The organism is Aeromonas sp. ZOR0002, assembly GCF_963866995.1.
Taxonomy (GTDB): Bacteria; Pseudomonadota; Gammaproteobacteria; order Enterobacterales; family Aeromonadaceae; genus Aeromonas; species Aeromonas caviae.
In genome coordinates, this window is record NZ_CAWMFQ010000289.1 from 11,091 (window position 1) to 22,446 (window position 11,356).

General features: G+C 63.7%; 9 protein-coding genes and 1 pseudogene. 3 read left to right on the plus strand and 7 right to left on the minus strand.

Going from position 1 to position 11,356, the window contains the following annotated elements; genetic code table 11:
• Nucleotides 1–16: 16 nt before the first annotated feature.
• Nucleotides 17–1,045: a DUF2955 domain-containing protein gene (locus AACR77_RS15640; protein ID WP_042882690.1), complete on the plus strand. Its 1,029-nt coding sequence runs from the start codon at nucleotides 17–19 to the stop codon at nucleotides 1,043–1,045.
• Nucleotides 1,046–1,228: 183 nt separating this feature from the next.
• Nucleotides 1,229–1,588, plus strand: a complete 360-nt coding sequence (locus AACR77_RS15645) for an MliC family protein (protein WP_010673456.1) — start codon at nucleotides 1,229–1,231, stop codon at nucleotides 1,586–1,588.
• Nucleotides 1,589–1,646: 58 nt separating this feature from the next.
• On the opposite strand, the gene AACR77_RS15650 is transcribed toward AACR77_RS15645, so the two are convergent.
• From AACR77_RS15650 to nrdD, 4 genes are all read right to left on the minus strand, one after another.
• A complete protein-coding gene (locus tag AACR77_RS15650) occupies nucleotides 1,647–2,027 on the minus strand; it encodes an energy transducer TonB (protein WP_223931061.1) in 381 nt (126 codons plus the stop codon).
• 149 nt (nucleotides 2,028–2,176) lie between these two features.
• Entirely contained in the window at nucleotides 2,177–2,347 is a 171-nt protein-coding gene (locus tag AACR77_RS15655; RefSeq protein ID WP_010673454.1) for a YqaE/Pmp3 family membrane protein, read from the minus strand.
• Between the two features lie 57 nt (nucleotides 2,348–2,404).
• Nucleotides 2,405–2,914, minus strand: a complete 510-nt coding sequence (nrdG, locus tag AACR77_RS15660) for an anaerobic ribonucleoside-triphosphate reductase-activating protein (protein WP_042882681.1) — start codon at nucleotides 2,912–2,914, stop codon at nucleotides 2,405–2,407.
• Nucleotides 2,915–3,027: 113 nt separating this feature from the next.
• Nucleotides 3,028–5,145 carry an anaerobic ribonucleoside-triphosphate reductase gene (gene nrdD / locus AACR77_RS15665; RefSeq protein ID WP_042882683.1) on the minus strand — a complete coding sequence of 706 codons (2,118 nt, stop codon included), beginning with the start codon at nucleotides 5,143–5,145 and terminating at the stop codon, nucleotides 3,028–3,030.
• 439 nt (nucleotides 5,146–5,584) lie between these two features.
• On the opposite strand from nrdD, the gene AACR77_RS15670 reads away from it, so the two are divergent.
• Entirely contained in the window at nucleotides 5,585–6,553 is a 969-nt protein-coding gene (locus AACR77_RS15670; RefSeq protein ID WP_052224818.1) for an ABC transporter substrate-binding protein, read from the plus strand.
• A 57-nt stretch (nucleotides 6,554–6,610) separates the two neighbouring features.
• Here AACR77_RS15670 and ligA read toward each other — a convergent pair whose 3' ends face one another.
• From ligA to AACR77_RS15685, 3 genes and pseudogenes are all read right to left on the minus strand, one after another.
• A complete protein-coding gene (ligA, locus tag AACR77_RS15675; RefSeq protein WP_042882686.1) occupies nucleotides 6,611–8,617 on the minus strand; it encodes an NAD-dependent DNA ligase LigA in 2,007 nt (668 codons plus the stop codon).
• A gap of 99 nt (nucleotides 8,618–8,716) precedes the next feature.
• Nucleotides 8,717–9,847, minus strand: a complete 1,131-nt coding sequence (gene zipA, locus AACR77_RS15680; RefSeq protein WP_039039273.1) for a cell division protein ZipA — start codon at nucleotides 9,845–9,847, stop codon at nucleotides 8,717–8,719.
• 15 nt (nucleotides 9,848–9,862) lie between these two features.
• Nucleotides 9,863–11,356 (minus strand): annotated as a pseudogene (locus tag AACR77_RS15685) (chromosome segregation protein SMC); the annotation flags it as partial.

The window sequence follows — 11,356 nt, forward strand, 5'->3', positions numbered from 1 at the left end:
TATTGAGATGACGACCATGAACCTGTGGCACAGACCCCTCACCCCCAACGAACTGCGCCAGTGTCTGCGCATCGCCTTTGGCTGCACCCTGGGGTTTGTGCTGTGCAAGATCTTCGGCTGGAGCAACGGGGTCTTCTTCACCGTCACCCCGGTGCTGCTGCTCGGCCTGGTGCCGGTGATGAACGGTCACGCCGCCCGCCAGCTCATCGCCTCCGCCGCCATGTGCGGTCTGGAAGTGGGGCTGCTCGGCGGCCTGTTCGGCGGCCACCCGGGGCTCATGACCCCCCTGGTCTTTTTGCTCTTCCTCTACCGTTTCGCCGCCATGTCCCGGGGCAGCCTGTTCCTGTTCGGTGCCAACGGGGTGCTCAGCCTCAGCATCATGCTGCACTTTGCCAGCTACCCCGGGATTGATCTGAACGACCTCATCTTCAGCAACCTCTGGGCCAGCGTCCTGTCGGTGCTCATCGCCTATCTGATGACGGCCCTCATTCCGGACGTGGAGGAGCGCCCCAGGCCGGCCCCCTCCCCCAAGGCGCCGCACCGGATGCGCCACGAAGCCCTGCTGGGGGCGTCCATCGCGACCCTCTCGTTCCTGGTGTTCCAGATCTTCGATCTGCGCGACTCCATGTCCGCCCAGGCCACCACCCTGCTGCTGCTCTTCCCCATGCACTGGAACGGCGCCCTGGACTATGCCCGCAAGCGGGCCATGGGCACCCTGCTGGGGGTGAGTTTCGGCATCCTGGGGCAACTGGTGCTCTATGACTGGTCCGGCTTGCTGCTGCTGGTGACCCCGGTGCTCTGGCTCGGTGCCATGCTGTTCAGCTATGCCCATGTGAAGGAGGCGAGCGGCTCCGGAGTCGGCTTCGGTGCCCTCACCACCCTCGGCATCCTGTTCGGCCAGTACCTGACCCCGGGCAACGACCTGGTGTTCAGCGCCCTCTATCGGGTGAGCAGCATCCTCTTTGCCATCGTGGTCACCCTGCTCGCCTGCTACCTCATCCACCGGCTGCTCAATCGCTTCGAGGCGACACGGTTAGGCCACTGACCCTTTTCTGCAGCCATTGGACGGCTCCCTTTCGCCCCGCTTGCCTGCCGGGGCGTTTTTTTGCCTGCCCCACGGACCAGAGGGAGACGGACGCATCCCGACGCAGGGCTCCCGCCACGAGGTTGCAGTTGTGCCTCATCCTGTTAGGCTCAAGGCCATATGACACCGTTGTGAGGATCAAACATGAAACACGCCAAGCTCTTTCTACTGGGGGCGGGCGCCATCACTCTGCTCGGCGGCTGCGATCTGGGCAGCGGCAAGCTGGGAGTGACCGGCGGCGATCCCGTCACCTATCTGTGTGAACAGAACCAGAAAGTGCAGGTTCGCTACTTCTCCCTCTCGGACGAGAGCCTGAACTTCGTCAAGCTCTCCCTCCCCGATGGCAAGGATTACACCCTGCCTCAGGCGGTTTCCGCCTCCGGCGCCCGCTATACCGACGATCACGAGGTGGTCTGGTGGAACAAGGGCAAGGAGGGGTTCGTCGAGATGCGCGATGACGCCGGGGAGTGGCAGAGCCGCTACAACGACTGCAAGGAGCAGTGATCCGCGCCGTCATGACACAGAGCCCACACGAAACACCCCGGCCTGGCCGGGGTGTTTGTCATTTCACTTCCACTTCGAATCGGGCCACAACCCGAGCCGGAATGGCTTGCTGATTCTGCTCCGATGGCCGGTAGCGCAGCTGCGCCAGCCCCGAGATGGCGATGAGATCCAGCACGCCGGGCGGCTGGGACTCCAGTACCTCTGGGCTGAACAACGTGCCATTGGAATCGATGAGGTAGCGAAGGGTCACATACCCCTTGACCGGCCTCTTCGCCGGCAGCCCCCCGACCGGGTTAAAACTGATGGCATCCCCCACCAGCACCCAGTATTCGGGCAGCGTTTCCCAAGTGACATCCACCGGAGGCTGATTCAGCTTGGCGGTGGGGCTGGCACAGCCCCCGAGCAGGGCCAGGGCGGCCCACAGCAACAACCCTTTCACTCGCACTCGACATTCCCTCTTCGTTGTATCGCTCGACTCCATGAGCGACGCGCCAGTGTCAGGCAAAGGGGCTCATCCGGGAAGCCCCCATCTGGCAGGCAAAAAAAAAAAGCCAACCCCGGAGGGCTGGCCTTGTGATCTCTCACGGCTCAGGCGCGCTTGTCGCTTACCACCAGCCAGAGGGCATGAACCATGCCGGGCAGACCGCCCAGCAGGGTCAGCACTATGTTGATGAGGAAATGGAGGCTGAAGCCTACCTGGATAAAGGCGCAGACCGGGGGGAGAAAGATGGCCAGCAGGATCTTGAGCAGATTGTTCATCGGGATTCCTCGTGTAAACAGCGCTTGGGGTTGGCCTAACCATAAACACCCAAGGCCTCAACTGCAAACCAGACAGGGGATCCGCTCTCCTCCTTTCCGCCAGGCGTTGAGGTCGTGAACCATCTGATTGCGGCTGCCACGCCAGAGCAGACCGGGATCCGCCAGGGCCTTCTCGAACCTGCCATCCACCAGCACGTCCAGCAAGGCCACCAGTTCCCGCTGGGCCGGGCTGAGATCGGCCAGCAGATAGCCGGTCCAGCACCAGATGTCCTTGCCGGGGCACTCGGTTCGCACCCGCTTCACCAGCGCCAGCACATGCGGCACGTTGGCGGGGTGGAGCGGATCGCCGCCGGAGAGCGACAGTCCGCGCCGCTTGATGCGGCTGTCGTTGAGATCGTGAATGATGCGATCGCTCATCGCCTCATCGAACGGCTTGCCCCCATCGAGCCGCCAGGTGCTCTGGTTGTAGCAGCCGGGACACTGGTGCTCGCAACCCGACACGAACAGGGTGGCGCGGGTGCCTGGGCCGTTGATCACATCGACCGGGTAGTACTGGTGGTAGTGCATTCGAGTTCTCCGGGTTAACGGCCAACCCCCTCCCAACCTCCCCCTTCGAAAGGGGGAGGAGCTTCTTTGCCCCCTCCCCTGCCAAGGGGAGGGCTGGGGTGGGGTCTGCTCGCTTACATATGCTTGACGCGGCGCTTCACCTCTTCCTGCTTGCCCGCGTTGAAGGGGCGCGCATCCGGGCTGCCGAGGTAGCCGCACACCCGGCGGGTCACCGACACCTTGGCCGGGTCGTGGTTGCCGCAGCGCGGGCAGGTGAAGCCCTTGGAGGTGCACTCGAACTCGCCGGTGAAGCCGCAGTCGTAGCACTCGTCGATGGGGGTGTTGGTGCCGTAGTAGGGCACCTTGTCATAGCTGTAGTCCCAGACATTCTCCAGCGCCTCCAGGTTGTGCTGGATGTTGGGGTACTCGCCGTAACAGATGAAGCCGCCGTTGGCGATGGGCGGATAGGGCGCCTCGAAGTCCAGCTTGTCGTAGGGGTTCACCTGCTTCTCCACGTCCAGGTGGAAGCTGTTGGTGTAGTAGCCCTTGTCGGTCACCCCGGCCACCACGCCAAACTCCTTGGCATCGATGCGGCAGAAACGGGTGCAGAGGTTCTCGCTCGGGGTGGAGTAGAGGCTGAAGCCGTAGCCGGTCTCCTCCTTCCACTCGTCGGTGGCCGCCTTGAGCCGCGCGATGATGGCGATGGCCTTCTGGCGCAGGGTCTCGCTGTCGAACAGGTGGACGTCGGTGCCATAGAGGGCGTTGATGGTCTCGTGTACCCCGATGTAACCCAGCGAAATGGAGGCGCGGCCATGTTTGAAGATCTCGCTGATGTTGTCATCGGCCTTGAGGCGCACCCCGCAGGCCCCCTCCATGTAGAGGATGGGGGCGACCCGGGCCTTGACCCCATCCAGGCGCTTGATGCGGTACATGAGCGCTGTCTTGGCCACCCGCAGGGCGGCGTCCAGCTTGTCCCAGAAGTCCGCTTCATCGCGGGATTTCAGGGCAATGCGCGGCAGGTTGAGGCTCACGACCCCCAAGTTGTTGCGCCCCTCGTGGACCAGCTCGCCATTCTCCTCGTAGGCACCGAGGAAGGAGCGGCACCCCATGGGGGTCTTGAAGGAGCCGGTCACCTTGACCACCTGGTCGTGGTTGAGGATGTCCGGGTACATCCGCTTGGAGGCGCACTCCAGCGCCAGCTGCTTGATGTCGTAGTTGGGATCCCCCTGCTTGTGGTTCAGGCCATCCTTGATGGCGAACACCAGTTTCGGGAAGACGGCGGTTTTCCTGTTCTTGCCAAGGCCGGCGATGCGGTTGCCTAGGATGGCGCGCTGGATGAGGCGCGATTCCCAGCTGTCCCCCAGGCCAAAGCCGAAGGTGACGAACGGCGTCTGACCGTTGGCGGTGTGCAGGGTATTGACCTCGTACTCCAGCGACTGGAAGGCGTCGTGGCACTCCTTCTCGGTGCGGGCCATGGCATAGGCATCCACGTCCCTGATCCCCCACTCCTCGGCCACCTCCCGGTGCTTGTGCCAGCTGATGGTCACATAGGGTGCCAGCACCTCGTCGATGCGGTTGATGGTGGTGCCGCCATAGATATGGCTCGCCACCTGGGCGATGATCTGGGCGGTCACCGCGGTGGCGGTGCTGATGGATTTTGGGGTGTCTATCTCCGCGTTGCCCATCTTGAAGCCGTGGGTCAGCATCCCCTGCAGATCGATCAGCATGCAGTTGAACATGGGGAAGAAGGGGGAGTAGTCGAGATCGTGGAAGTGCAGGTCGCCGCTCTCGTGGGCCTGCACCACGTCACGGGGCAGCATGTGACTGATGGCGTAATGCTTGGCAACGATGCCCGCCAGCAGGTCACGCTGGGTCGGGATCACCTTGGAGTCCTTGTTGGCGTTCTCGTTGAGCAGGGCCGCGTTGGTCTGCTCCACCAGGCCGCGGATCTCCTGGGCCAGGCGACCCCGGGCCTCGCGGGCCTGATCCCGGTCGTGACGGTATTCGATGTAGGCACGGGCGATGGCCTTGTCGTCGGAGGCCATCAGGTGGTTCTCGACCCGGTTCTGGATCTCGTGGATGTCTACCTCCCCTCGCCCCTCCAGCTCCTGGCTGACAGCGGCGGCAATGCGCTCTGCCAGCGCCGGACTGGCCTGATTGACCGCGGCCGCCGCCCGGCTGACCGCATCGCGGATCAGTTGGCCATTGAATGGTGCACGACATCCATCGCGTTTGATCACTACCGGTTTCATCGATTTTCCCCGTATTGAAAGACCTGGTGGCCACCCTCGGCTCACCCTCGTTGAGTCCCCTTCTCCACGCCCGTCCCCGGCGCAAACAAGGTCAGCCAAGGCTTGAAACACCTGGGCTGACACTGAGAGGGCGACCACTTATGCACAGCTTTATAACACTATATATGGGTGTTTTTTTTATGCTTACCCCTATATGTGGGGTCTATTAGGCACCAAAGCGGTACCCTGTTTCTTGATCCAGAACAGGTTTTGGACGGAGTGGGGCAGTTCACGACCAGCGCCAAAAGGCGCTCTTTTTGCTCACCCCAGACGGGATGCGGGCTCCCGCCCGGCAAGGGATAAAAAGAGAGGGGCACGCCTTCCGACAACAATTGACCGAGGCGCCAGAGAGCGGGAGAGCACATACTGGGGAACAGTCTGTCCCTTGCGGAAAACACACGTGACCAAGGTCTTGCTCCTGCTCTCCCTCCTCTCCCTCCCGCTGCTGGCCGCCGATATCCTGGTGATCAGCAGCTATCACCAGAGCAACCAGTGGGATCAGAGCTACAGTGCCGGCCTCGAGCAGCACCTCAAGCAGGCGCATCACCTCGGCTATCTCTATCTGGACACCAAGCGCCAGCCCGGCCAGACCCGTGACGAACTGCTCGCCAAGGGAATGGCCGCTTACCGGGCCCACCAGCCGGCGCTGGTGATCCTGGGGGATGACAACGCCATCAACGCCCTCGCCCGACCCATCGCCGCCCGGGGAACGCCCGTGGTGTTTCTCGGGATGAATGAGAATCCGCGCCCCAAGGGGCTGGTCGGCCACCCCCTGATCACCGGCGTACTGGAGCGCCCCCTGCTCAAGCGCAGCATCAGCGAGATGAGTCAGTTGATGGGAGGGCTTGAGCGTGCCCTGGTGCTGTTTGACGAAAGCGAGGTGTCCCGCACCGCCGTCGCCCACGAGTTCAAGGGGCGAGGCGAGCTGACGATCGGCCAGACCCGGGTCAGCAGCCGCCAGTTCACCGACTACGGACGCTGGCAGGAGGCAGTGCTCGCCAGCCGGGAAAATGGCTATCAGGCGCTCTTCCTCGGCCTCTACCACACCCTCACCGACGCGCAGGGCCAGCATGTGAGCGAGCAACAGGTGCTGGCATGGACCAGCGCCAACAGCCCGGTGCCACTGTTCTGTTTCTGGGCCTTTGCGGTGGGCAGGGGAGCCGCCATCGGCGGTCTGGTGCTCGACGGCCACAGTCAGGGAGAGAGAGCCGCCGAACTGGCCAATGCCATCCTCTCGGGCACGGCGCCCGGCGCCCTCTCCCCCCGCGCCGCATCCCGCGGGGAATACCTGTTCAGCAAGAGCGAACTGGCACGCTGGCACCTGACGGCTCCCGATGCCTGGCAGGACAAGGTGAGCTACATCGAGTGAGCCCACCAACGACAAACCCGGCCAGTGGGCCGGGTTTGTCTGCTCAAACGTGCATCCTCAGGGCTGAATGGCCGCCTGCAACTCGGCTTCGGTCCAGATGGTGATCCCCAGCTCCTGGGCCTTGGCGAGCTTGGAGCCTGCCGCCTCCCCCGCCACCAGCACGTCGGTCTTGGCAGACACCGAGCCCGCCACCTTGGCCCCCAGGGCCTGCAGCGCCGCCTTGGCGTCGTTGCGGGACAAGGTGGTGAGGGTGCCGGTCAGCACGAAGGTCTTGCCGGCAAAGGGCTGATCGCTTGTCTCTTTCTTCTCGATGGCCGGCCAGTGGATACCGGCGGCCAGCAGGGCGTCGAGCACCTCGATGTTGTGGGGCTGGCGCAGGAAGTAGTAGACGTGCTTGGCCACTATGTCTCCCACGTCGGCCACTTCCAGCAACTGCTCCACCGAGGCGGCGCGCAGGGCATCCAGGGTGAGGAAGTGGTTGGCGAGGTTCAAGGCGGTCGCCTCTCCTACTTCGCGGATCCCCAGGGCAAACAGGAAGCGGGGTAGGGTGGTGCTGCGGGCGGCATCGATGGCGGCCACCAGGTTGAGGGCCGATTTTTGCCCCATCCGCTCAAGCCCGGCCAGCTGGATGGCGTTGAGGCTGAACAGGTCCGCCGGGGTCTTCACCAGCCCCTTGTCCACCAGTTGCTCCACTATCTTGTCGCCAAGGCCATCCACATCCATGGCGCGACGCGCCGCGAAGTGCTTGATGGCGGCCGCCCGCTGGGCCTCGCAGAAGAGACCGCCGGAACAGCGGGCCACGGCCTCCCCTTCCAGCCGCTCCACCGCCGAGCCGCACACCGGGCACTCGGTCGGGAAGAGGATCGCGCGGGCATCCGCCGGGCGCTGCGCCTCCACCACAGCCACGACCTGGGGGATCACATCCCCGGCACGGCGCACGATCACGGTGTCGCCGATCATCACGCCAAGGCGCGCGATCTCGTCCGCATTATGCAGGGTAGCGTTGGAAACGGTGACGCCGCCGACAAACACCGGCTTGAGCTTGGCCACCGGGGTGATGGCACCGGTGCGGCCCACCTGGAACTCGACGTTCTCAAGCGCCGTCATCTCCTCTTCGGCCGGGAACTTGTGGGCGGTGGCCCAGCGCGGTGCGCGGGCCACAAAGCCGAGCTCCCCTTGCAGTGCGATGTCGTCCACCTTGTAGACCACGCCGTCGATCTCGTAGGGGAGATCCCCGCGACGCGCCAGAATGTCGTCGTGAAACGCCTGGCAGCCGGCGGCACCCTCTTTCAGCTTCACCTCGGAGCTGAGCGGCAGACCCCAGGCCTTGAGCTGATTGAGGCGACCGAAGTGGGAATCCCCCAGCTCGTCGCCACCGACTCCCACGCCGTAGGCATAGAAGCTGAGGGGGCGGCTGGCGGTGATGCGTGAATCGAGCTGGCGCAGGCTGCCGGCAGCGGCGTTGCGCGGGTTGACGAACACCTTCTCCCCCGCCGCCAGCGCATCGCGGTTCATCGCCTCGAACCCCGCCTTGGGCATGAAGACCTCCCCACGCACCTCCAGCCGCGCCGGCCACCCCTGGCCGCGCAGAGTCAGGGGAATGGCCTTGATGGTGCGCACGTTCTCGGTGATCTCCTCCCCCGTGGTACCGTCCCCGCGAGTGGCGGCCTGTACCAGCTGGCCATCCACGTAGAGCAGGCTCACCGCCAGACCGTCGAGCTTGGGTTCGCAACAGAAGGTGAAAGTCACCTCCCGCTTGAGGCGATCACTCATGCGTTGCTCGAACGCCTGCAACTCCTCGCTGCTGAAGACGTTGTCCAGACTCAACATGGGGATCTCGTGGCGTACCTGCTTGAAGGCGGTCAGCGGCTGGCCCCCCACCCGCACGCTCGGCGAGGCCGGGGTTTTCAGCTCGGGATGCTCGGCCTCCAGCGCGATCAGCTCGCGCATCAGGCGATCGTATTCGGCGTCCGGCACCGTGGGGTTGTCCAGCACATAGTACTGATGGCCGTACTCGGTCAGCAGCTCACACAGTTGACGGTGGCGGGAGAGGATATCGCTCATGAAAAAGTCTCGAAGTGTGACGGAACATTCAGTCTGGGGCAGAAACAAAAATGCGGCACCGGGGTACCGCACTTTTCATTGTTCAAGCCCCATGGCGCATCAGTCGCGGCTGGCCTCGTAGGCCGCCAGCTCGTGACGGTAGCGGGCGATGTCGTCGTCGCTGAGGGGACTGCGCGAGGCGTCGGTCAGCATGGCATCGAGATCGCTCGCCAGCTGATCCGCGGCCTGCAACATGTGCTCGAAGGCGAAGGCGGCATTGCTGCGAAGGGGCAGTTGCATGAAGAGGGACACACCCGGGGTGCTGAACTGCTCCATGCGATAGGGGTTGAAGGTACCCGGCTTGACCATGTTGATCATGGAGAAGAGCACTTCACCCTTGCCGCCCAGATCTTCGTGACGGTGGAAGATGTCCATCTCGCCAAACTTGAAGCCCAACGCCAGCAGGGAAGAGAGCAGGGTCGCACCTTGCAGATCGTGGCCGGGACGGGCCATCAGGTTGATGACATAGACATCCTGCCAGATCTTCTCGACCGGGGCCGGGGCGGGTTCTGGCTCGGCTGCGTGAACCGGCTCTTCATAGGCTGGCTCGTCATCGTAAGCGGGCTCTTCATAAGCCGGCTGGGCGTAGCGGGGAGCCTGCTGGGCAACCGGTGCCGGCTCGCGTGCACCGAAGGTCGGCGCCTGGGCATAGGCCGGCTCCACCAGCGGCTCTTCGTCCAGCGGCTGCATCATGGGCTCGCGCTGCGGACGGGAACGGTGTACCGGCGTACGGCGGATCACCTGTGCAGGTTTGCGCACCGGCGCGGCAGGGGCCTCTTCAACAGGGGCGGCAACCGGCTCGTCATAGTCCTCTTCTTCCTCATACACAGGCTGAGGGGGGACAGGGCGAGCGGCAGGCTTGCGCACCACGGGAGGCGGCAGATCGGCGTCGTCATCTTCATCATCGAAGGCGGGAACGGGGGCGACACGGCGGGGTTCGGGCTGACGGGCCTCGTCGCTGCGCAGTTTGGGCTCGGCACGACGGCCACCGCTCACCACACGCACCTGACCGATGCCATCGCTGTCGAAGGCGTCGTTGTCACGCTCACGGGACTTGGACTCCATCCGACCCAGGGGTTTCTCCTTGATCGGTGCCTGACGATTCTTTCTGTTGCTCCACAACCCGTGAATGAGCAATGCCGCGATGGCAATACCGCCCAGGGCAACCAAGATGTAACGCAATTCCTGCATTAGCTGCTTCTCTTTCTAGTTTTGCTCAGCCAAAGCGACGGCTTCACCGATATCGACCGACACTATGCGCGAAACCCCGGGCTCTTGCATTGTGACGCCAACCAGCTGCTCGGCCATCTCCATGGAGACCTTATTATGACTGATGTAAACGAACTGTACTGTGCTCGACATCTCTTTGACAAGAGAACAGAAGCGACCGACGTTCACTTCATCGAGCGGTGCATCCACCTCATCCAGCAGACAAAATGGTGCTGGATTGAGTCTGAAGATGGCAAAAACCAGCGCAAGGGCGGTTAGCGCCTTCTCCCCCCCGGAAAGCAGGGCAATGGTAGCATTCTTCTTGCCCGGAGGTCTTGCCATGATGCTCACTCCGGCCTCCAAAAGATCATCCGAAGTCAGCTCAAGCCAGGCACTGCCCCCCCCGAACACTTTTGGGAACAGGGATTTTAAATCTTCATTGACCTTATCGAAAGTGTCGCGGAAGCGTATTTGTGTTTCTTTATCAATTCTTTTAATGGCTTGGCTCAAGGTGTCGAGGGCCTGCTCCAGATCCTGGCACTGATTTTCCAGGTAGCTTGCGCGGGTTTTCGCCTCCTCATACTCCTCCAGTGCCGCCAGGTTGATGGCACCAAGCGCCTCCACCTGCGCCTCCAGCGTCTGGATCTCCTGGCGCAGCTTGCCGCGATCAGCGGCAATCAGCACAGCCTGATCGAGGTCCACCAGGCGCACGCCCAGCTCTTCGAACTGCTCGTGCAGTCCCTGCCGGCGCGTCAGGTTGCGCTCGCGCTCGAGCCGCAGGGTCGCCAGCTTCTCCTGAATTTTCACCAGTTGCTTGTGATCGGTGCTTCTGGCCTGCTCCAGCTCGGTCAGCTGACGATCCAGCTCTGCGAGCCGTTGGTGACAGGCCAGTTGCTGCGCCTCAAGATTGCGCTGCTCGACCAGCAGGGGCGACAGATCCTGACTCGGAGCGGCCCCTGGCTCCTTGAGTTCCGCCAGCTCCAGGCCGAGACGGGCCAGCTCCTGCTCGCGCAGCGTGATGAGCTGGCGCTGGTTCTGCTGCTCCAGTTGCAACCGCTGGCAGGCCGCCTGCTGCTGCTCCCGGCGAAGGCGCGCCTCTTCCAGCGCCCGCTCCGCCCCGCTTACCAGCTCCTGGGCAAGCAGCAGCGCCTCGGCGAGTACCTCCCCCTGCTCCTGCAGCTCGCCAAGGGCCGCTTCATCCTGCTCAAGCCGCTCCCCGGCCGACGCCAGCCGCTGCGCCTCCTCAGCCTGCTCTTTATCGAGCCGGGCCAGCTCTTCCCCCAGCTGGCCCAGGCGCTGCAAGCGCTCCTGGCGCTGCCCCTCGCGCAGACTCCAGGCTTCGCGCAGTTGCTGCCACCGCAGCTCCTGCTCGCGCAGGGTGCGCTGAGCCAGCTCATGGGCGCTGTGCAGCTGGGCCCGCGCTGCATCGGCGGCGACAAGCTGCTCGTCGAGTCTGTGCAGCGCCTCCCGGCCCGCGGCCAGCTCGGTGTG

Bases quoted from the DNA above. Each gene is read 5' to 3' on its own strand.
- AACR77_RS15640 (WP_042882690.1), top strand. From the start codon at position 17: ATGAACCTGTGGCACAGACCCCTCACCCCCAACGAACTGCGCCAGTGT.
- nrdG (WP_042882681.1), bottom strand. From the start codon at position 2,914: ATGCACTACCACCAGTACTACCCGGTCGATGTGATCAACGGCCCAGGC.
- zipA (WP_039039273.1), bottom strand. From the start codon at position 9,847: ATGCAGGAATTGCGTTACATCTTGGTTGCCCTGGGCGGTATTGCCATC.
- ligA (WP_042882686.1), bottom strand. From the start codon at position 8,617: ATGAGCGATATCCTCTCCCGCCACCGTCAACTGTGTGAGCTGCTGACC.
- AACR77_RS15655 (WP_010673454.1), bottom strand. From the start codon at position 2,347: ATGAACAATCTGCTCAAGATCCTGCTGGCCATCTTTCTCCCCCCGGTC.
- nrdD (WP_042882683.1), bottom strand. From the start codon at position 5,145: ATGAAACCGGTAGTGATCAAACGCGATGGATGTCGTGCACCATTCAAT.
- AACR77_RS15645 (WP_010673456.1), top strand. From the start codon at position 1,229: ATGAAACACGCCAAGCTCTTTCTACTGGGGGCGGGCGCCATCACTCTG.